The sequence below is a fragment of the Shinella sedimenti genome (assembly GCF_022601905.1).
Classification (GTDB): Bacteria; Pseudomonadota; Alphaproteobacteria; order Rhizobiales; family Rhizobiaceae; genus Shinella; species Shinella sedimenti.
Genome location: NZ_JAKVIN010000010.1, coordinates 66855 through 86529, shown reverse-complemented (window position 1 = coordinate 86529; position 19675 = coordinate 66855). Strand labels below are relative to the sequence as shown.

The 19675-nt window shown below is 58.8% G+C and carries 19 protein-coding genes; 9 read left to right on the top strand and 10 right to left on the bottom strand.

The features are described from left to right. Positions 1 to 6 precede the first annotated feature (6 nt). The gene (locus MKI86_RS21545) at positions 7 to 1434 is read right to left on the bottom strand and encodes a hypothetical protein (protein ID WP_241605186.1); all 1428 of its coding nucleotides are present in this window, start codon (positions 1432 to 1434) and stop codon (positions 7 to 9) included. Between the two features lie 94 nt (positions 1435 to 1528). Next, on the bottom strand, positions 1529 to 2020 hold the full coding sequence (locus tag MKI86_RS21540; RefSeq protein WP_241605184.1) for a gamma-glutamylcyclotransferase family protein: 492 nt from the start codon (positions 2018 to 2020) through the stop codon (positions 1529 to 1531). Between the two features lie 159 nt (positions 2021 to 2179). Between MKI86_RS21540 and MKI86_RS21535 the strand changes: the two genes are divergently transcribed. Together MKI86_RS21535 and MKI86_RS21530 are read left to right on the top strand one after the other, a co-directional pair. Then, positions 2180 to 3304 (top strand): AAA family ATPase, encoded by a 1125-nt coding sequence (locus MKI86_RS21535; RefSeq protein ID WP_241605182.1) that lies wholly within the window; start codon positions 2180 to 2182, stop codon positions 3302 to 3304. Further along, on the top strand, positions 3304 to 5526 hold the full coding sequence (locus MKI86_RS21530) for a S8 family peptidase (protein ID WP_241605180.1): 2223 nt from the start codon (positions 3304 to 3306) through the stop codon (positions 5524 to 5526). Before MKI86_RS21535 ends, MKI86_RS21530 begins: the two co-directional genes overlap by 1 nt. A 6-nt stretch (positions 5527 to 5532) precedes the next feature. Here the strand turns inward: MKI86_RS21530 and MKI86_RS23930 are convergent, their stop codons facing one another. The 3 genes from MKI86_RS23930 to MKI86_RS21520 all read right to left on the bottom strand — a co-directional run bounded on the left by MKI86_RS23930 (position 5533) and on the right by MKI86_RS21520 (position 8023). Beyond that, a complete protein-coding gene (locus MKI86_RS23930) occupies positions 5533 to 5784 on the bottom strand; it encodes a ubiquitination-like system serine protease family protein (RefSeq protein WP_507200885.1) in 252 nt (83 codons plus the stop codon). A gap of 89 nt (positions 5785 to 5873) precedes the next feature. Continuing rightward, positions 5874 to 7274, bottom strand: coding sequence for a ThiF family adenylyltransferase (locus MKI86_RS21525; protein ID WP_241605178.1), 1401 nt, complete (start codon positions 7272 to 7274; stop codon positions 5874 to 5876). Beyond that, positions 7271 to 8023, bottom strand: a complete 753-nt coding sequence (locus tag MKI86_RS21520; protein WP_241605177.1) for a multiubiquitin domain-containing protein — start codon at positions 8021 to 8023, stop codon at positions 7271 to 7273. The genes MKI86_RS21525 and MKI86_RS21520 overlap by 4 nt, the downstream gene beginning before the upstream one ends. A gap of 229 nt (positions 8024 to 8252) precedes the next feature. Here MKI86_RS21520 and MKI86_RS21515 point away from each other — a divergent pair, with 229 nt between their 5' ends. The 3 genes from MKI86_RS21515 (at position 8253) to MKI86_RS21505 (ending at position 10532) form a co-directional block, all read left to right on the top strand. Then, positions 8253 to 8597: a helix-turn-helix domain-containing protein gene (locus tag MKI86_RS21515; protein ID WP_221157355.1), complete on the top strand. Its 345-nt coding sequence runs from the start codon at positions 8253 to 8255 to the stop codon at positions 8595 to 8597. Between the two features lie 4 nt (positions 8598 to 8601). Further along, positions 8602 to 9561: an ImmA/IrrE family metallo-endopeptidase gene (locus MKI86_RS21510; protein WP_241605175.1), complete on the top strand. Its 960-nt coding sequence runs from the start codon at positions 8602 to 8604 to the stop codon at positions 9559 to 9561. Positions 9562 to 9755: 194 nt separating this feature from the next. Then, positions 9756 to 10532, top strand: a complete 777-nt coding sequence (locus tag MKI86_RS21505; protein WP_241605173.1) for a pPIWI-associating nuclease domain-containing protein — start codon at positions 9756 to 9758, stop codon at positions 10530 to 10532. 9 nt (positions 10533 to 10541) lie between these two features. Here MKI86_RS21505 and MKI86_RS21500 read toward each other — a convergent pair whose 3' ends face one another. The 5 genes from MKI86_RS21500 to MKI86_RS21480 all read right to left on the bottom strand — a co-directional run bounded on the left by MKI86_RS21500 (position 10542) and on the right by MKI86_RS21480 (position 15299). Continuing rightward, positions 10542 to 11432, bottom strand: a complete 891-nt coding sequence (locus MKI86_RS21500) for a TIR domain-containing protein (RefSeq protein WP_241605171.1) — start codon at positions 11430 to 11432, stop codon at positions 10542 to 10544. A 159-nt stretch (positions 11433 to 11591) separates the two neighbouring features. Beyond that, on the bottom strand, positions 11592 to 12287 hold the full coding sequence (locus MKI86_RS21495) for an HAD-IA family hydrolase (RefSeq protein ID WP_241605169.1): 696 nt from the start codon (positions 12285 to 12287) through the stop codon (positions 11592 to 11594). Positions 12288 to 12290: 3 nt separating this feature from the next. Further along, positions 12291 to 13079 (bottom strand): inositol monophosphatase family protein, encoded by a 789-nt coding sequence (locus MKI86_RS21490; protein ID WP_134651499.1) that lies wholly within the window; start codon positions 13077 to 13079, stop codon positions 12291 to 12293. Positions 13080 to 13092: 13 nt separating this feature from the next. Then, positions 13093 to 13989 carry an ROK family protein gene (locus MKI86_RS21485; protein WP_241605167.1) on the bottom strand — a complete coding sequence of 299 codons (897 nt, stop codon included), beginning with the start codon at positions 13987 to 13989 and terminating at the stop codon, positions 13093 to 13095. An 86-nt stretch (positions 13990 to 14075) separates the two neighbouring features. Beyond that, a complete protein-coding gene (locus MKI86_RS21480) occupies positions 14076 to 15299 on the bottom strand; it encodes an ROK family transcriptional regulator (protein WP_241605232.1) in 1224 nt (407 codons plus the stop codon). 463 nt (positions 15300 to 15762) lie between these two features. Between MKI86_RS21480 and MKI86_RS21475 the strand changes: the two genes are divergently transcribed. From MKI86_RS21475 to MKI86_RS21460, 4 genes are all read left to right on the top strand, one after another. Continuing rightward, positions 15763 to 16791, top strand: coding sequence for a sugar ABC transporter substrate-binding protein (locus tag MKI86_RS21475; protein ID WP_241605165.1), 1029 nt, complete (start codon positions 15763 to 15765; stop codon positions 16789 to 16791). A gap of 116 nt (positions 16792 to 16907) precedes the next feature. Then, positions 16908 to 17990, top strand: coding sequence for an ABC transporter permease (locus MKI86_RS21470; protein ID WP_134651486.1), 1083 nt, complete (start codon positions 16908 to 16910; stop codon positions 17988 to 17990). After that, the gene (locus MKI86_RS21465; RefSeq protein WP_241605162.1) at positions 17987 to 18766 is read left to right on the top strand and encodes an ATP-binding cassette domain-containing protein; all 780 of its coding nucleotides are present in this window, start codon (positions 17987 to 17989) and stop codon (positions 18764 to 18766) included. The genes MKI86_RS21470 and MKI86_RS21465 overlap by 4 nt, the downstream gene beginning before the upstream one ends. A 57-nt stretch (positions 18767 to 18823) precedes the next feature. Further along, entirely contained in the window at positions 18824 to 19660 is an 837-nt protein-coding gene (locus MKI86_RS21460) for a sugar phosphate isomerase/epimerase family protein (protein ID WP_241605160.1), read from the top strand. Positions 19661 to 19675 lie beyond the last annotated feature (15 nt).

Here is a 19675-nt window from a genome sequence, read left to right as displayed (position 1 = left end):
GAACATTCAAGACATGCTCCGCTCGCAAGTGACGGTAAAGCGAGCCAATCTTTCGTCATCGATGACGCGGGTGCGGATGCCCTTGCTTTCCACCTCGCCGAGCGTCTCTCTGAGGCGGGCAACCCGGTTTCGGGCTTCGACGGTGGTTGCAAGCGCGAACTGCAAACCGCTGAAGTCTAAAATATCCGAGTGAAAATTGTTTGCTGAGCCGTGATGCGGCAAGGTCATGACGGCAATTCGCTCCCCGAAGTCACCAAAGAATTCCTGCCAAGGTCGTCGCCATTTATCCTGGCGCAGTGCGGCGTCACCCGTGCTTAACCAGCCACTGCCGCCCTGCTGCCAAAAGAACCGACCATAAGCTGGCTCTTCGAGAGAAGAACGCCACCCGCTGGGTAAACTGATGGGATCCCTGCGCTCTTCCGAGCGCGTGGACAATGGTCCCGAGTAAAGGGACATGGAAATCGAATTGTGACCTCCTGCAAAATGCCGGCTATAGATGTCGATAAGCTTCTTGGCGCCTTCGACAGACCGCAGTTTTTGGAGCAGCCGTTCCGCGAGTTTGACCGGGTCACTTCCGCGTAAGCCGATCGCCTTCTTGATATCCGTCAAGAACCGCTTGCGGGTCGCATCGACAACCGGATGAACGTAGGGGAGAAGAATCCAGTCTCCCCTGCGCCAACGGTCGCCTCGAAAGGCTCGCCACTCAAGCTGTAGATAAGAGCCGGACGCTGCAATAAAGGAGCCGCTTTCGAACTCACGAGATGTAGGGTCAGCAGGGATGAGCTGTTCATCGGTCGCGCCGTGTGGTGCGCGCCAGTAGGTTGCCAGCCGGCTTGCAGGTACTCTCTTTTGAGGAACCTCCTCAAGTTCTATCCGGCGGCCACCTGAAGGACCGTCGACCGGTCCATCAGGCTCTCCCTCGCGAGCAGGCGGAACGTCGTCTGGTCCGCCCTGCTGCAGGAAAATCACCCGCTCCGCGCCTCTTGAAAGCCACCAAGCTCCCGGGTCCTCGAAATAATCGAGCGAAGTCCTGGATGCTGACCCTTGCTCAAAATCGGAGAGCACGAATAATAGGCGCTCGACGGTATCGAGATATGGAACGACGACCGTTTTGGCCGGCGCCATGGCCTGAAGGCGATCAATGCCATTGATGTGATCGGCATGGAGATGAGAAACAAAGAGGACGTCCGTCATTCCGAAGGATGCCGCACGATATAGCGACAGTTCGCTATTGAAGGCACCGCTTCGCTCCGAACCACAATCGTAGACGTAAGAAAAACTGGTAATTGGACGGTCGCTCGTCGTGCGGATGCCATCAGGCCTTCCCTCGACTATCGAGATCAATCCCGAGTGGAAACCGCCATGACCGACCGGGTGCTGAGTTCGAGTGATTTTTACGTGCTGCATTGATTTTTTTTCAGAGGATTGTTTCAAAAATTCCTACCTCACATCTCCCATCGCGGAAAGCGAGCAGGGCATGATCTGTGATTTTAGCTTGAACGCCATTTCAGGGGTTCCGGGCGTTAGATCAAAGTCGAGGCGTAGAACTATTGGAATTTAAGGAATCGTGGGGCAGTCCGGCGAGGTAGGTCCGATATACCTCCGGGAGACCGTGGTGGCTCGCGCCGTTCCGCAAGTGGTCCAGGTAGGCGAGACTCGGGAGATGCAAGCCTTCCTGGGGCGACGCGAGGTAGGTATCGGCATCGATCCACTCCCCGTTCAAATTGAGCTTGACGGTCAGGCGATTGTAGGCGTTTGCGGACGGTTGCCTGTCGCGACGATAGCCCTCGTTGATGTCGAGCGAGGCAAAATCTTTGTCGCTTAGCTCCCAAACCACTCCCCAAGTATCATGGCCGATCTGCGGAGTGACCGACGACACGCCGCAGCCGCGGTTTTTTGATCGACGCGGAAAACACAGGATGTGATCCGGCAGATAGCCGAGGCCAATGAGCTTCGCGTCGGGGCAACGCTCCATCATCTGATCCGGATCCATGTTGGACCCATAGGCGAAGTAGAGCATGTTGCCTCCGTCTTTAAATGTCCCGACCAACCTATAGGCCATCATATAATCCATATTTTTCAAGTTCTTGCAATCCATGTGGAAGAAATTTACCATTCGTTATTGAAATCTCGTCCACTTTAGGCGAGACTGGATACCAGCATACGAGGATTTCCACACATGACGACGGCAAAAGCGGATCTCGATTCCGACATCATCAGCCTTGCGCGCCTGGCTCTCGCCGGCCGAGCTCAGGATATCCAGATGTTGGTGCAACGCATTGCGCGCAAAACACGTACGGATAAGCCTGATCTTTCCAGTTCGCTGACCGCTCTTCTTCGAGAAGCGCCCTCGAAAGAAACCCCGCTGCGCCGGATGGCCGAAGTCCCGATGCCGGTTGATTCCGATTCGCGCCTCCATCTTCTAAAGATTGAGGAGACTATCGAGCTCGATTATCCGCCAGTGCTAGCCACGGAGGTTTCCGCCGCGCTTGACCAGCTGATTGCGGAACGAGGCCGGCTCGAAGCGCTCGACGCGGCAGGGCTGGATCCGACCAGGACTGCACTTTTCGTCGGTCCGCCCGGGGTCGGCAAGACTCTTGCCGCAAGATGGTTGGCAAAACGGCTCGGCAAGCCTTTGATGATCCTCGATCTTGCCGCGGTTATGAGCAGTTATCTCGGCCGGACCGGAGCAAATCTTCGTCAGGTACTGGATTATGCCAAGCAGGCGGACTGCGTTCTCCTGTTAGATGAGCTTGATGCAATTGCAAAGCGTCGGGACGACCGCGACGAGGTTGGCGAGCTCAAGCGGCTTGTGACCGTACTTTTGCAGCAGATCGATGATTGGCCGGCGACTGGGCTGTTGCTTGCAGCCACCAATCATCCGGACTTGCTAGACCCAGCTGTTTGGCGACGCTTCGAGATGAAAGTTGAGTTTCCTATGCCAGAACGGCCGGCAATTCAGGAGCTCGTCAATGGCCTGCTTCGACCCCATGATGAAAACGCCGATCACTGGGCGAATGTCCTTTCGATCGCACTTCACGGTCAATCATTCAGTGACATTAGGCAGTCTGTGGAACGTGCGCGTCGGGCAGCTGCAATTTCGGGAGATGCGCTGGAGACCCATCTACAAGCCCTGATTTCGCCCGATCAGCTGTCAAAGTCAGAGCGCATCAATCTAGCGACGATGTTGGTTGATGGCGGCCTTTCCCAGCGGAGCGTGCAGAAGTTGACGGGCGTCGCCCGCGACACCGTACGTAGCCATTCGCGGACTGAAGCTAGCCCGCGCAAAAGGAAGGGTGTCTGATGGCGAGGCAGAATTTTCTCTTGGGGAAGGGCGAGCGCCTGGTATCTTCTGTCACAGGCGTCAGGGGTGGCTCCCCCAAACAGCATCCTTATACGTTTTTTGAGTCCCGGTCGCGTCTAGCACCAATGCTGACCCGCGCCGTTTCTTTGGTCGACAGATTGCCAGAAGCGGCATGTCCCGATGACAAAGCAGTTTTATCGGTAGTTCTCAATCCGGAATATATCGCAAAGTCGTTTTATCCGAAGGAGCTATTCCAGCAAGTCGGAGTCGAAGCGGTCGGGAGCCGTACGAGATCGATCACCCCGCAGAAGCGATCACTAGGACGGCCGGCAGAAGAGACTTTGACCACGGAAATCTTTGTGATGGGGTCAAGAGCGTCGCTGCGTAGCTGGAGCTCAGCTATGCCGCAATGGAATAACGTCTCCACCGCGACCAACGGAATTATCTCTATCGAGGAAATCGGTGCTCCTGACGCAGATGACAAGCTGAAAGGCCATCTGCCGGAAAAAGGGACCGTAACGTTTGAAGCGGTCCTCCACACCGATGAACTTCTTGGCGAGCAGAAAATCGTCCACGCGTTTCGGACATATCTTGCGGAGCTTGGAATCGACGCCCCAATGGACAACCGCTTTTACGCGGGCGGGCTTTGCTTTGTCGAGATAACCGCGCCAAGTGAACGCGCCGAGGACATTGCGACATTTACCGCGGTCCGCGCACTTCGGCAGATGCCGACCCTTCGCGTGCTCCGACCGACAATTCGGGCGGCCGCTACCCCGTCGCCTCAGATTCAATATCCCTCGGAAGCGCCGATGGATCCGGGAATCAGGGTTGCCATCTTTGATGGTGGTGTGCCAGACAATCATCCGGTGACAGCCTGGACGACGCCAATCGATACCACGGGCGTAGGCAGCTCCCATGAGGATCTTCGCCGTCACGGCGTGCATGTCACATCGGCTTTTCTGTTCGGCCATATCGACCCGACTAAACCGCTTCCAAGACCTTACGCGCCGGTTGAGCACTATCGTATTCTCGACACCGACCCCAGCCAGGATCCGGATGGGCTTTACGAGGTGCTCTACCGGATCGATCAGACACTGCTTGCTCGGCAGTTCGACCTGGTCAACATCAGTCTCGGGCCAAATCTCCCTATTGAGGATGACGATGTTCACGCGTGGACTGCGGTGCTCGACGACCGGTTCGCGAGGAACGATACCCTGGCAGCGATCGCTGTCGGAAACGATGGAGAGCGGGACGCGGCACTTGGGTTCAATAGGATACAGGTGCCTTCCGACTGTGTGAATGCGATGGCGGTTGGCGCCGCCGATAGTCCCGACGCTACCTGGGCACGAGCGCCATATAGTTCTGTCGGTCCTGGCCGAAGCCCAGGTCTTATCAAGCCTGATCTTGTCGATTTCGGCGGTTCGCTGCAGCGACCGTTCCTGGTTGCAAGTTTGGACGGAAGACCACAGCTCGAGGTAACCGGAGGAACTTCCTTTGCCGCACCGAGCCTGCTGAGGGTAGCCGCGGGCGTGAAGGCACACCTTGGCGCCAACGTCGACATGCTTGCAGTAAGAGCATTGCTCGTTCATACGGCGGAGGAAACATCGATTTCTGCTGAAGAAGTCGGTCGGGGTCGGGTCGCCCGAACGATGGACGACATCCTGTTGTGCGACGATGACACCGTCCGGGTTATCTACCAGGGTACTATTTCCGCACGCAGCTACGTGAGGGCGCCAATCCCTGTTCCGGTTGCCGAAATGGAGGGCAAGGTCCAGATAACGGCGACGATCTGTTACAAGACCCTGACGGATCCCCACCATCCAGGTAACTACACACGAGCCGGATTGGAAATTGCCTTCCGTCCAAAAGATACGAAGCGAAAAGAAGACAAGAAACTGCATGCGGATACGCAGAGCTTCTTCGGCAAGGCGCAGAAGGGTCTGACGGAGGGGGATCTGCGCCGGGACGCCTGGAAATGGGAGAACACGCTCCACGCCTCTGTCGGTTTTCTTGGAAAAAGTCTGCGCAATCCGGCCTTCGACATCCACTATAATGCCCGCCTCGAAAGCCGAGATTTCGAACCAGAAGACGAGTTACGCTACGCACTCGTTGTCAGCGTTAAGGCCAAGCGTGTCGCGGATCTCTACGATCAGATTGTCCGCCGGTATCAGACGCAGCTCGAACCGCTGCGTCCAGTTGTCGAAATTCCGATCCGCAGGTAGTCCACATCAATCGCACCAGCGGATCTTTCCGTTTCGAATGAAAAAATGGGAGCGGCAACCAATCTGCCGCCAGACCGAAGGGTGAAGCGTGCCTGTTCCATCCTTTTCTACTCTAGCACGCCAGACGGCTTTCTCGTCAGGTACCAAGTTCATCTCGAGGACTGCTCCGCATCCGCAGGGGCACACCATCGTCGCCTGCCACGGGTCTCCGTCTTCATTCAAGATGTATAGGGTTTTCGGGGCAACAAACCGAGGCATGCTGCCTTCGCGGACTACGCCGCGGTAGGGGCGGCGTAGCACTGCGCGGAGTGTCCCTGCGACATATTGAGCGGCATCTCGGAGCCACATCATGAACGCGCCTCCGAAAGTTCCGGCAGGCCAACAAGCGGCGAAATCCTGCCGTGGCCAAGCCAAGGGCGCAGGAGTGCGCAATCTTCCTGCTCTTCGTCTGCAGTCAACCGCAATTGACCCAAGCTGAACTCTATCGAGCCGACATCGCTGTTCGGCATCTGGCGATAGGAGTGTACCCGTGCCAGAAAATCGTTCACCGCCAAGGCTGCCGCGAACATATTAATGCTGATCACCGCGGGCCGGCTGACGTTCAAGCCGCGGAAATACTTATCGCGAACCTGCTGTTCTTCCGCTTGCGGATCGGCTTCGGCCAGGCCTTCCTGCGCAACGGTGCGAAGCGAGATCACGTCACGCGAAATCAAGCTCGACCGTCCGGGGACGATGTAGTGGACCGTGCCGAAGATGTCGCGGATTCGCCCGGCCGCATCGCCCTCACCAACCGCATCGAGCATGACGCCAACGTCGAAATACGGAATGATATGGTATGTAGAGACCAAATTCATCGCGAAGCGCCCGGTATGCGTATCGACGCAACCGAAAATAACATCGCAGACCGAGAGCGAGTGGATCGCCGCCGGTGACATCAATGTCGACGGGACCTTGATGATCTTCGTCGGAAGCTCTGTTGCGATCGCTGCGGCTTCAGCCACATCGACCTTGAGCCGATCGGCGCGGGCATCGGCGACGCTGCTGTTCAAGATCCGGTTAAGATTGCGCTCCTCGACGGTATCAGGGTCGATGATGACGATTTCGCCGAAGCCGAGGCGGATGAGCTGTTCAAGCAAAGGGCTGCCGGTTCCTGAAATACCGACAATGCCGGCGCGCAGTCTTGCAAGCGTTGCAGTGGTTCCGTCCCCGAAGGCCTGATCCTGAGATCGGGCGAACGGAGAATTGCGATTGTGAGCCTTTGCAGGGAAGAGCCGAATGTCAGGCCCTGCAACGCTGATCATGTCCATCGACCGCATCTCGTCAGCTTGCCAAAGATAGCGGCCAAACAGCCGTCCACAGGGTTGCATGACGATGCTGCCGTGAGGAATATCGGCACCGACCCACGAGCGGACCACCGGCAACAGCTCGCGATCACCGACATCGTCAACTTCGGAGAACTGCGGGAAGTTGCCGGGGTGGCAATGAACCTTCACCACACTCAGCCCGAGCTCTTCTGCATGATCGAGATGTGGAATGATCAGGTCGGTCGGCCAGGAAATGCGGTCGTCGAGCCTTTTGCACTTGTCATGATCGAGCAAGACGACATCGCGAACGGAGAGGCGGTAACGGTCTCCATGACCGCTTCCGCCGCAGAGCAGGAGGGCGGCGGCCTCAAGACCGTCACCGGGGAAGAGATGATGACGCAGAACTTCATGCTGGTCGATTGTCATGCTGAGGGTGACGTTCATCGAGAAGCCTCCTGCTCAAAAATCTCCTCAATGAGGAAGACGTGGGTTTCCAGGCAGTCGACGCCGGGCACCCACAGGTTCGCACCAGAACGATGACGTGACCAACGCTGGAAGATCTTGCCCTCGATCGGCTGTTCGACCTGCGTCTGCGGGATCTCGCGCCCGTCGATGCGGGACAGCTTGGGATAGACGTAGAGCATGTCGAGCGGGGTCATGGGGTAACCCTGTTCGATGCGGATCGCGAGCGACACGCTCTTATGGTCGAAGCAGGAGGGCACCTGGAAGTCATGAAGGATGGCCCACGTCGAGCCGTCCTTGACGATATCGAAGCGATGACCATAGACCTCCAGGAAGGCCATGTCGGCGTCCAGGAGCGGCGCATCGCGCCGCCCCTGAACTTCGCCGTCGGTCTGTTCCTTGCGGATAGCGCGGAACTTCTCTGTGCCTGGATGCCGGAGGTCCACCTTCTCGTCGAGCTCCACCTTCTGCGGCTTGTGGCCGGCGAGCTTGACGCGAAGCGTATAGTTCTCCGGCGGGGTCAGGCCGGCGAGAACGAGAACTTCGCGGCCCGTAATATACGGCTTGTCCCAGACGAACGACTTGTCGTTGATCTTGAAGCGGTAGCCCCTTGCGAGGGGCGGGCGCTTGCCGTCCTTCGCGTAGGCTTCCAGTTCGATGATCTCATCAAGGACATCTTCGAGAAGATCCTCGATGCGGGAGACCGGGTTTTCATTTCCGATGATGTGCATTTTACCCTCGTGGGTTTGTGGTTTGGCTGACCATCCCACCGCGGTCGGTCAGTGATTGCATCATCATTCAAGCGTGCTAAGTCTGTCAAGCACAAAAATAGCATGCTTGATAGAAATAGCATGCAGCACGCATGCTTGACTTATCAAGCGACGGAGGTAGAATGTGTTGCGCCGCGAAATCCACTGGCAGCGCTGGCGCCCGAAACGCTGTCATCGAAAGAGGAGAGTCGTGAAAGTCACCCTTGGAGAATATCTCGGGTCAATCCGCACAGATAGAAAGCTTACTCTTCGCGCTGTCGAAGAGGCGACAAATAAAGAAGTCTCAAATGCTTATCTAAGCCAGATTGAGAACGGTAAAATTCAGAAGCCGTCCCCAAACATCCTATATGCCCTCGCGAATCTTTATGGCGTGGACTACGATAAACTGATGGAGTTAGCAGGTTATATAACGACGACGCGTACCGATGTTGAACGCCATGGGAGGGCGGCGACTTTCGCTGAATTGAACTTAACGCAGGCCGAGGAATCCGAACTGCTGAAGTATCTCGGCTATCTGCGATCGAAGAAGGATTGACCTCTTGAAGCCTGACGACAGTTCGCTCACTGCGAGCGAGTATGCAGCAATCCATCGTGCAGCGACCGATCTGTTGAATAAGGCAAGCGCATGGGACCGGCTGCCAACGCCGGTCCCAGATCTGCTGGGCGCCGCGAAACTTCGCGTTGCGCCAATGAGCGCATTCGATCCGCGTCAGCTTCTTCGTCATGCCCGCGAATTTGGTGAGCGGGCGGCGAGCTTGGTCAAGTCTGCAATCGACAAAGTCAGGGGGATCTTCGACGTCCACGAAGATCTAATCCATATTGACACGACGGTCGTGGAGTCTAAGCAGAATTTCCTGAAGCTTCACGAGGCGGGCCATAAACATATCCCCCACCAATCGAAACTTTTTCGCTGGATCCAGGATTGCGACAAGTCCCTATCGCCGGATGTCTCCGATCAGTTTGAGCGAGAAGCCAACATCTTTGCGTCTGTCGTCCTGTTCCAGGATGACCGATTTGCGGAGATGGCCGCCGATAGCGCGTTCAGTATCAAAGTCCCGCTCGCTTTGGGTAAGAAGTTTGGTGCATCTGCGTATGCCTCTATGAGGGAATATGTTCGGCGAAATGAGCGCGCGTGCGCTGTAATAGTCCTCAATCCTGTAGAAATATGCCCTGCCCTGGGAATGCGTTCCGAGCTCCGTCGTGCAGAGCTCTCACCGCTCTTTCAGAAACGGTTCGGCGAGTTGAAACTGCCTGAATATGTCGACCGATTGAGCCCGCTTGCGGAGTTCGTACCACTTGCAGGCAGACGCATGTCCAGTCCTGGAACCTTGCGACTTGAGGACAAGAACGGTGATGTCGTCGAATTCACCGCCGAGGGGTTTGCAACGCCATTCAACAGCTTCATCCTCCTCCATGCGACAGCCGAGCTGAAGAAATCCATCGTTGTGCCATTTCCGTCGAGTCGGATCGTGCGAATGGTGACGCAGCGAAAATTTTGAACGCTACCAGGGCGCCGGCGGACTCTGTTCCACTGGCCTAAGTTTGTCTTCTTCCGATGGGCAGAGCCCTGTTTGGTAGAGGGCTCCAGAAACAAATAACGGGTGACATGGAAATGCCCTATAGGGTCCCGGAATGGTCGGAGATACGTGCAAAGGGAGAATCGCTCGCAGCCGAACACCCCGATGATCATTTCATGAAGACTGTGCTTGAGGGTGCCTTTCTCGTCGGCGAGAGCGAAAATCCAATTCGGGGCAACCTATGTGCGGCAGCGATGCGTGAACTCACTGGTCACGTGCTTCATTCAATGGCCCCCGATCAACGCGTGACAGCGTGTAGCTGGTTTGAGCCTGTCAAAGATACCAAAGGCCCGACACGGTTGCAGCGGGTCACATACATAGTCCAGGGCGCTTTGCCAAAGGACTTCGTGAAAAACGTTCTAAAGCTCGACCTGAGCAAGATCGCGCAACCCTTGCTGAAGACAATCGAAAGGCTCAATCGGTCAACGCATGTGCGGGAAGAAACTATCCTCGATGACGATGAGGAGATTCGTGTACTAGTGGATGACTCGCTCAATGGCCTGCTGGATATCTATGACGCTGCTCGAACTTGCCGGGAGGAAGTGCATCGCTCGTTAAGAACAGAAGTTTTTGACACGGTTCTCGACGCATTTCTTTCTGAGACCTTGCAGGAGCTTGATGAGCTATCGACGCATACATCCGTAGATGGACATGAGATCGACAACTACACAATCACCTTTGTCAATGACGAGTTTATAGAACTGGCCGTCGCGGGCACCGTTTATGTCGAGCTTCAGTATGGCTCGCGATCGGATATTCGAAACGACATGGGAGCCATTTTGTCCGACTCCTATCCGTATACCGCGAGGATGAAAGCGCGAGTAGTAGAGCCACAGCGTATATTGCGGGACAGCGTCGTCGTCTCCGTCGACAACAGGGCTTTCTACGAGTGATATCCCGGTTTATGATCTGGAAGCTTTCTCCCAGTTAATTTCGAAGCCTGCATCGGCCAGCTCCCGTGCTACCGCCGCCCGCCAGCCGTCTTCCATTGGTTGGTAAACTATACCAGCGAAATCCGACGGTAGCTCAACGTCACCGCGTGTGAGGGCGCAGACGTTTGACCGCCCGAGACGGCCGATGAAATAGCCCAGTTCGAGCATGACATTTTGACGAGCCCGGAATTTCAACGTTCCGTTCACTTTTCGACCTTCGTCATCGGGTGTTAGCAGTACGACAGCGAAGCCCACGTCACCATGAGCTTCTATTTTTTCCATGACTGTGCGCCCGCGGTTGGCCTGTTCGTGAAGGATAATGACTTCGAAATCCAATTTTTCTAGGAATCGAGCCAAAGTTTCCCGTGCCCCTTCGTCATGTCCATGAACAACGAATATCTTCCGTTTCAAGGGACTGCTTTGAGGAGATATCGTTGGGGCGGCGGTGGCGGAGGAAGAATGCGGATCTCCAGTCGAGACCACCACTACCCCAGACTCTGATACGTCGTTCATCGAGCCCGCGTTCGCCGACGCAGTTTTAAAAGCAGATCGTTCTTTCTCGCTTAAGTTAGTCATCCAACCATTGCGGTAGATCTCGCCTGCTTTAGCCACAATCTCAGACTGAAGATAATTGCCGTCGGGAGTTCGCAGCTCCGGATTTTTGAGAGCATAAGTCGCGAGGGATGTCGCCCTAGCCATCAAACCACTTCCCGTTCCAGCGTCGGTATCTTGCAAATCCCATTCCAATCGAAGCGCTTCGAAGCCGGAATGTCCGACGAACTTCAACATATTCGCGGATGCGATAAGTAACCCTCGCGATGGAAAGGGCGGCATCTTACGGATCTGAGTGACGTCGTTCATTCTGCTTCTCCAGTCTTGATGACGGACACTACCACATCAAGTCATCTATTGGTGTCAATGACGCCATTCCGGAGAGCAAGTAGTTGCGCGGACTACAAAACTTACTGTCAATAAAAGCTAATCAATCACGGGGTCGGTGGTTCGACTCCTTTCAAGAGCTTAAATCGAGTGGTTTGCTGCGTCTTCCAGGGTATTTGATAGAAGTAATTGTCCGGTTTGGAGTGCTAAGACGAGAAGCGCACGATAGTCGGGCACTGACATATGGGATGTCGTCATCCTGGTGTGATGCGTGGCGGTGATGACCGTCACATCGGCACCCGCACCTTCGGCGGCAAGGATGCCGGCGGTGGCGTCCTCGAAGACGAGGCATTGCGCCGGGTCGAACCCGAGCCGTTTCGCACCGAGCAGGTAGCAGGCCGGATTCGGCTTGCCGTTCGCCACATCCTCGCCGCTGATCATGACATCCGGAAATGGAATGCTGGCCGCGGCCATGCGCTTGCGCGCAAGCTCGATCGGCGCGGAGGTGACGATCGCCCAGCGATCGCGCGGCAGGGCATTCAGGAAATCGATCGCGCCGGCTACCGGCGTTATGCCCGCGACATCCTCCAGTTCCTCGTCCTGTATCGCAAGCGCTTCCCGCAGCGGATCGACACCCGGCAGTGCGAGCGGCGTGATGACATCGATCGCCCGCACGCCGTGGATCGTCGGGATGAACACGGCGGGGTCGAAGCCGTGATGCGTGCACCAGCGCCCCCAGATGCGTTCTACCACCGCGGTCGAATCGAGAAGCGTGCCGTCCATGTCGAACAGGAAGGCATCGTAGGTGCGCCCGGCGCGGAATGCGGTCTCCGTCATGGGTCAACCGCCATAGATTTCGAGAAGTGCGGCATAGACGGCGTCGTTGCCGGCGATGACACGATTGCCCTTGTTCAGCCCGTCATCGGCAAGAAAGTCGTTGGTCTTCAGGCCGGCGGCGCGAATGACGGCAATGGCGCCCAGGCAATCGTAGGAATTGATATGCGGCTCGATATAGCCGAGAAGCCGGCCACTTGCGACGTAGCACAGGGTTAGCGCGCCGGAGCCCTCGCGGTAGAACATGCCGCCGGCATGGAGCAGACGGCCGAACATCGGCAGGAATTCATCCGGTTTGACGCGCGGCGAATAGCCCACGCCGCAGATGCCTTCGCGTACCGAGCGGCCGGGATGGCGCTCGACGGGCCTGCCGTTCAGCGTGGCCGCGAAATCGACGCCGCCGGCAAACAGCTCGTCGCGCGCCGGCGCATAGACCATGCCGAACTTCAGTTCGTTGTCCTGCACGAAGGCGATCGACACGCACCAGCTGGACAGGCCTGAAATGAACGGCTGCGTACCGTCGATCGGATCGACGACCCAGATACCCTGACCTGGCGCATAGGTGGAGATGCCGGTTTCCTCGCCGAAGAAGGCATCCTCGGGAAAACCGGTCGCCAGCCGTTCCTTGATGAGAAGCTCGGTGTTCAGGTCGGCCTCGCTGGCCATGTCCTGGGCACCCTTGCTCTTGATCGTCAGACTGTCGCGCTGGCGGAAATAGCCATGGGCGAGGTCGCCGGCATCGCGGATCAGCGTCAGTGCGAAGGCGTAGCGCTCGGCGAGCGTGGAATTGGCCATCGGAATTTTCCTTTCAATCGCGCCAGAGCCAGGCCGCGCCGCGCACGCCGCTGGAATCACCGTGTACCGCCCGCTTGATGGGCGTGTGGAACACCGTCGAGAACGTTCGTCTGGCAAGCGCCGGCGGCAGGTCGTCATAGAGCTCGTCGACATTCGACATGCCGCCGCCCATGATCAGCACGTCCGGATCGAGCGTGTTGACGACCGTCGCTAGGCCGCGCGCCACGCGATCGACATAACGGTCCCAGAGCAGGCCGCAAAGCCGGTCGCCGGCCCGCTTCTTTTCGATGATAGCGCGAGCCTTCAATTTCTCGCCGGTGTGGCGGGTGTATTCCGCCTCGAAGGCGCGGCCGGACACCCAGGTCTCCATGCAGCCATGGCGGCCGCAATAGCACGGGCGGCCGGAAATCTCGGTGACATCGGGAAAAGGCAGGGGATTGTGGCCCCATTCGCCGCCGCTGTTGTTGGGACCGTGATGCGCCTTTCCACCGATCGCGATGCCCGCCCCCGCGCCCGAGCCGAGGATGACGGCAAAGACGACGTTGTGGCCCGCCCCCGCGCCATCGACTGCTTCCGAGGCAGCAAAGCAGTCAGCATCGTTTTCGATGCGCAGCTCGCGCATGATGATGTCGTTGAGATCTTTCTCCACCGGCTGGCCGAGCAGCCAGGTGGAACTCGCGCCCTTGCCGAGACGGCTGACGGGTTCGAGCGAGCCGGGAATGCCGATGCCGACCGAGCCACTGCGGCCCGTCTGTGTTTCCAGCCCCTCGATCATGTCCTTGATCATGCGGATGCAGCCGAAATAATCATGACGCGGCGTGTCCTGGCGCAGGCGCAGGAGCTCGCGCCCGTCCGGCTCCATCGCCACGCCTTCGATCTTTGTTCCACCCCAGTCGATTCCGATAAGCACGCAAATCCTCCCGGCACCCGTAAAACGGGCGCCCCATTCGTTGTCTGTCGATGTTCCTGCCCGCAAGGCGCTCCCGCGCCGTGCGGTCAATTGAAAAGCAGGTCCCGGTGCCGCGCATATTCGGCCAGCAGCGGCAGGCTTGCCGCTCCCAGCACGCGGGCATCACTGCCGATTTTCCCTTCCACGATCTCCACCGGCGCCACGCCCTGCACGTCCATGGCGGCGAGCTTCTGGCGCGTGCGCGCCACCACCTTCGCCCGCACGTCCGGCGGAAAGCCGCCGTCGATCACCACATTGTGGAAGTCGATAACGGAGATGGCGCTGCCGATCGCCAGCGCGAGGCTGTCGGTTGCCTGCTCCACCCAGCGGTCCACGACACCGCCGAGCGCGCTCCAGTCCTCGTTGTTGTGCCAGATGAGGCTCGGATCGCCGCCGCTGTCGCGGATCATCCGCTCGAGAAGGTAGATGGAGGCGCACTGGATCAACCGTTTCGGCGGCTTGCCGGCCTCGGTCGTGGAAACCGGCGCCGACCCGATCGCGCCGGCATAACCGCGGCGGCCGGGATAGAGGCTGCCGTCGAGCACCACGCCGCCGCCGACCAGGGTGGCGAAGAAGACGTAGAGGAAATCCGGATACTTGCCGCCTTCGCCGAAGGCGAGCTCGGCTGCGCAGGCCGCCGTGGCGTCGTTGTAGAAATGGACCGGCCAATCGCAGAGCTGCGCGACCTCGGCCTTGAGATCGAAGCTGCGCCAGGCATCGACCACGTCATGCGGTGCGCCGACCTCCTCTTCCCAGCTCCACATTTCCGACGGCGCAGCGATGCCTACGCCACGCACCCTGCTGAACTGGATGCGCGTCATGTTGTCAGTGATCGTCTCGAGGCTCGTCTGGAAGAACTGCTTCAGCAGCGCCGGCGTCGGATAGGCGAAGGTCGTGCGGATCATCTGGCGCGGCGTGCCGACCATATCCATCAGCACGAGATCGGCGGAGCGCCGGCCGATCTTGAAGCCGACGGAGAAGGCACCTTCCGGATTGAGAGCCATCGGAATGGAGGGCTGGCCCACCTTGCCGCGCTGCGGCTCGCCGCGCACCAGAAGGCCGTCCATCTCGAGCTGTTTCATGATGACGGAGCTGGCCTGCGCGGAAAGCCCGGTCATGCGCGAAATCTCGCCCTTCGACAGTGGACCGTGCGTGCGCACGAGCGAAAGCACGAGCCGCTCGTTATAGAGCTTCACGCCGGTCTGGTTCGTGCCCCGGCTGGTATCCAGCCGCTCACCGGCATCGCCGGCCGCCTTGTCCGTGCTCAACATCTTCACTGCACCTCCCATCATGCGCATTGCGCCGACGCGAATTTATATCGCTTTGCCTTGCACACCAACTGGATGTGCGTCGCTCCTCCGATGTGAGCGAAATATGAGGGGCAACAACCGCATCGTCAATAATAAATCATGCGGAAGTCTTTATATTGCGTATCGCTTGCGCTGCTCCTTGCAAAATTTCAGCATATGCTTCATGGCGCATAACGAAAATATTGATGTTAAAGCAATATGTTAATACATTATCTAGATTTCAAAAGTGGTCGCCCGGCCGCATGTCTTTGCATTCAAGGCGGGTGTTTAATAAATCATACCGCATTAAATATTGACAAGATTGGCCATCGATGTTTGCATTCCCGTCGCCGGTCGAAGGGGCAGTCCTTGCCGGCGGGGCGCTAGGGAGAGCGCCTGTCCGCGCAACATTCGCAGGGGAGTCCCTGCTTCATGGGAGGATAAAATGCATTCCACTTTTGCTCGCGCCGCCTTTGGCGTTCTTCTGGCGTCCGCCGCCTTCGTCGCGCCGGTCCAGGCCCAGGAAAAGATCACCGCCTGCCTGGTCACGAAGACCGAGATCAACCCCTTCTTCGTCAAGATGAAGGAAGGCGCCAGCGCCAAGGCCGCCGAACTCGGTATCGAGCTTCTGACCTTTGCCGGCAAGCAGGACGGCGATGCCGACACGCAGATCGCCGCCATCGAATCCTGCATCGCCAGCGGCGCGAAGGGCATTCTTCTGACGCCGAACGATTCCAGCGCGCTCGTGCCGATCATTACGAAGGCGCGCGAGGCCGGCCTGCTCACCATCGCGCTTGACACGCCGCTCGATCCGGCAAGCGCGGCTGACGCAACCTTCGCGACGGACAATTTCAAGGCGGGCGAATTCGTTGGCAAATGGGCAGCCGGCAAGCTTGGTGACGCCGCCAAGGATGCCAAGATCGCGCTTCTGAACCTCAACGCCCAGGAAATCACCGTCGACTACATGCGCAACCAGGGCTTCCTGTCCGGCTTCGGCATCGACATCAAGAACCCCACCGATATCGGCGATGAGGATGACCCGCGCATCATCGGCAATGCCGTGACCAACGCCAACGAAGAGGGCGGTCGCACGGGCATGGAAAGCCTGCTGCAGATCGATCCCGAGATCAACCTCGTCTACACGATCAACGAGCCGACGGCTGCCGGCGCCTATGAAGCGATCAAGGCCGCGGGTCGCGAGAAGGACGTGACGATCGTGTCCGTCGACGGCGGTTGCCCGGGTGTCCAGAACATCAAGGAAGGCGTGATCGGTGCCACCTCCATGCAGTTCCCGCTGCTGATGGCCTCCATGGGCATTGAGGCTATCAAGGCCTTTGCCGACAGCGGCAAGAAGCCGGAGCCGACGCCCGGCCTTGACTTCTTCAACACCGGCGTCGAGCTGATCACCCACCAGCCCGTCGACGGCCTTCCGTCGATCACCGCCGATGAGGGCCTGAAGAAGTGCTGGGGCTAATGCGGCGCTAGCGCCCGCACGTCCCTGACGACATTTCGCCTGCCACTCCCGGGGCAAGCTGCGGGGTGGGCGGTCACCCGCCCGCCCCATTCCCGGCTCACATAGGGATATAATCCATGACGAACAATCTCAACGCGCTGGCCGACAAGACGGAAAGCGTCGATGCAGCGGCAGAGCCCGCGCGCGGCTTTGCGCAATTTGATACCGACGCGATCGGCCCGGTGCAGAAGCTTCAGCGTTTCCTGCACAGCTACCCCACTTTCGTGCCGCTCATCGTGCTGGCGGTATCGCTGATCGGTTTCGGTCTCTTCGCCGGCAGCAAATTCTTCACGCCCTACAACATGTCGCTGATCGTCCAGCAGGTCTCGATCATCGGCATTCTCGCCGTCGCCCAGAGCCTGGTCATCCTCACGGCCGGTATCGATCTCTCGGTGGCCGCCATCATGGTGCTGAGTTCGGTCGTGGCAGGCAATCTGGCGGTCAAGCTCGGCTGGCCGCCCATTCCGTCGCTCCTTACCTCGTTTCTCGTCGGCACCGGCATCGGCCTGATGAACGGTTTCCTCGTCACCCGCGTGAAGTTGCCGCCGTTCATCGCCACGCTCGGCACTTGGAACGTCTTCTATGCGCTCAATCTCTATCTCTCGGGCGCGCAGTCGATCCGGGGCAGCGAAATCGACCAGACCGCGCCCATCCTGAAGATCTTCGGCGAGAGTCTGTCGGTCTTTGGAACGAAGATCAGCTACGGCTCGCTCCTGTTCGTCGCCGTCTTCCTCGTGCTCTGGTATGCGCTGACCCGCACCGCCTGGGGCCGGCACATCTATGCCGTCGGCGACGACAAGGAGGCGGCGGAACTCGCCGGCATCCGCACCGACCGCGTGCTCATCTCGGTCTATGCGGTGGCCGGTTTCATCTGCGCGCTCGCCGGCTGGTCGGCCATCGGTCGCGTCGGCGCGGTGTCGCCCACCAGCTTCTTCGAAGGTAATCTCCAGTCGATCACCGCCGTCGTGATCGGGGGCATCTCGCTGTTCGGCGGGCGCGGCTCCATTCTCGGGCCGCTGGTCGGCGCGCTCATCGTCGGCGTCTTCCAGTCGGGCCTGCGCATCGCCGGCGTCGACGTTCTCTGGCAGCTCTTCGCCATCGGCTGGCTGATCATCCTCGCCGTCGCCGTCGACCAGTGGATCAGAAAGGTTTCCGCATGAACACCGAAGTCACCCCCGTTCTCAGTGCCCGCGGCCTGATGAAACGCTATGGCCGCGTGGTTGCGATCGACAATGGCGAATTCGACCTGATGCCGGGCGAAATCCTCGCCGTTATCGGCGACAACGGCGCGGGCAAATCGAGCCTCATCAAGGCGCTGTCGGGTGCCATCCGCCCAGATAGCGGCGAAATCCGCCTGGACGGCATGCCTATCTCGTTCTCCTCGCCCATTGAGGCGCGCAAGGCTGGCATCGAGACCGTCTACCAGACGCTCGCGCTTTCACCCGCCCTGTCGATCAGCGACAACATGTTTCTCGGCAGGGAAATCTACAGTCCGAACCTCTTCGGCAAGCTGTTCCATCAGCTCGACCGGCAGGCGATGAACGACATCGCCCGCACGAAGCTCGCTGAACTCGGCCTCCTGACGATCCAGAATATTCAGCAGCCGGTGGAGACGCTGTCGGGCGGCCAGCGGCAGGGTGTTGCCGTCGCGCGCGCGGCCGCCTTCGGCAGTAAGGTGATCATCATGGACGAGCCGACAGCCGCGCTCGGCGTGAAGGAATCGCGCAAGGTGCTCGATCTCATCCTCAAGGTGCGGGCCCGCGGCGTGCCGATCGTCCTCATCAGCCACAACATGCCGCATGTCTTCGAGGTCGCTGACCGCATCCATATCCATCGTCTCGGCCGACGCGCGGCGGTCATCTCGCCGAAGGATTATTCCATGTCCGACGCGGTCGCGATCATGACCGGTGCCATGGCGGCGCCGATCGCGGCCTGATCTCTCGAACCCTCCGTCGCGTGCGGCCCGGCAAGACAGCCGAAGGACATCCATGCCATGAAGTTCGCCTTCAACACCTTTCCCTACAGCAGCTTCCCGACCTTCCTGCCCACCTACACGATGGACGAGACGATCCGCTCCATCGCCGAGGCCGGCTATGATGCCGTCGAAATCGGTTGCTGCGCCCCCCATGCCTGGCCGCAGCACCTGGCAAAGGACCGCCGGCAGGAAATCCGCGCGATCGCTGGCGGCGAGGGCGTGGAAATCTCAGCGCTCCTTCCTGCCATCGGCGGCGGCTTCGGCTGTAATCCCTGCTCATCGTTGCGGGCGGAGCGTCGGGCGACGGTATCGCATTACATCGACATCATCGATCTCGCTTCCGATCTCGGCGCCGGCATGGTTCTCTACATCGGCGGTTGGCGAGCGCAGGGCATGTCGCTGGAAACCGGCTGGGACTACAGCACCGAATGCCTGCGCGAGATCGCCGTCCACGCGCAGGACAGGGGCATTATCATTGCCATCGAGCCGACCACGTCCGATACGAACCTCATCGACACGCCGGCCGATGCGCGTCGGATGATGGAGGCAGTCGGGACATCGAACGTGAAGCTGATGTTCGACACGTTCCATATGGATTTCGAAGGCGGAAGCTTCGCGGACTACGTCGCCGAGATGGGCGCCGACCTCGTCAACATCCACATGGCGGACACGCAGCGAAAGGCTATCGGCGAGGGCACGACGGACTGGCTGCCCCGCATTGAGGCACTCGTGACGGCAAACTACACCGGCCACGTTACCGTCGAGACCGGTTTCGGCCGTCGTGGCGTCGAGCCCGCGGAAGTCGCCCGAACAAGCTTGAGGCATTTGCAGCACGTCCTTGGAGCCGTAACATAGGTGGAGTGTCCGTTT

Coding starts and splice junctions, on each gene's coding strand:
- MKI86_RS21535 (WP_241605182.1), top strand. CDS start 2,180: ATGACGACGGCAAAAGCGGATCTCGATTCCGACATCATCAGCCTTGCG.
- MKI86_RS21470 (WP_134651486.1), top strand. CDS start 16,908: ATGACGAACAATCTCAACGCGCTGGCCGACAAGACGGAAAGCGTCGAT.
- MKI86_RS21505 (WP_241605173.1), top strand. CDS start 9,756: ATGAAGACTGTGCTTGAGGGTGCCTTTCTCGTCGGCGAGAGCGAAAAT.
- MKI86_RS21500 (WP_241605171.1), bottom strand. CDS start 11,432: ATGAACGACGTCACTCAGATCCGTAAGATGCCGCCCTTTCCATCGCGA.
- MKI86_RS21460 (WP_241605160.1), top strand. CDS start 18,824: ATGAAGTTCGCCTTCAACACCTTTCCCTACAGCAGCTTCCCGACCTTC.
- MKI86_RS21520 (WP_241605177.1), bottom strand. CDS start 8,023: ATGCACATCATCGGAAATGAAAACCCGGTCTCCCGCATCGAGGATCTT.
- MKI86_RS21530 (WP_241605180.1), top strand. CDS start 3,304: ATGGCGAGGCAGAATTTTCTCTTGGGGAAGGGCGAGCGCCTGGTATCT.
- MKI86_RS21495 (WP_241605169.1), bottom strand. CDS start 12,287: ATGACGGAGACCGCATTCCGCGCCGGGCGCACCTACGATGCCTTCCTG.
- MKI86_RS21480 (WP_241605232.1), bottom strand. CDS start 15,299: ATGTTGAGCACGGACAAGGCGGCCGGCGATGCCGGTGAGCGGCTGGAT.
- MKI86_RS21465 (WP_241605162.1), top strand. CDS start 17,987: ATGAACACCGAAGTCACCCCCGTTCTCAGTGCCCGCGGCCTGATGAAA.
- MKI86_RS21490 (WP_134651499.1), bottom strand. CDS start 13,079: ATGGCCAATTCCACGCTCGCCGAGCGCTACGCCTTCGCACTGACGCTG.
- MKI86_RS23930 (WP_507200885.1), bottom strand. CDS start 5,784: ATGCCTCGGTTTGTTGCCCCGAAAACCCTATACATCTTGAATGAAGAC.
- MKI86_RS21540 (WP_241605184.1), bottom strand. CDS start 2,020: ATGCTCTACTTCGCCTATGGGTCCAACATGGATCCGGATCAGATGATG.
- MKI86_RS21525 (WP_241605178.1), bottom strand. CDS start 7,274: ATGAACGTCACCCTCAGCATGACAATCGACCAGCATGAAGTTCTGCGT.
- MKI86_RS21475 (WP_241605165.1), top strand. CDS start 15,763: ATGCATTCCACTTTTGCTCGCGCCGCCTTTGGCGTTCTTCTGGCGTCC.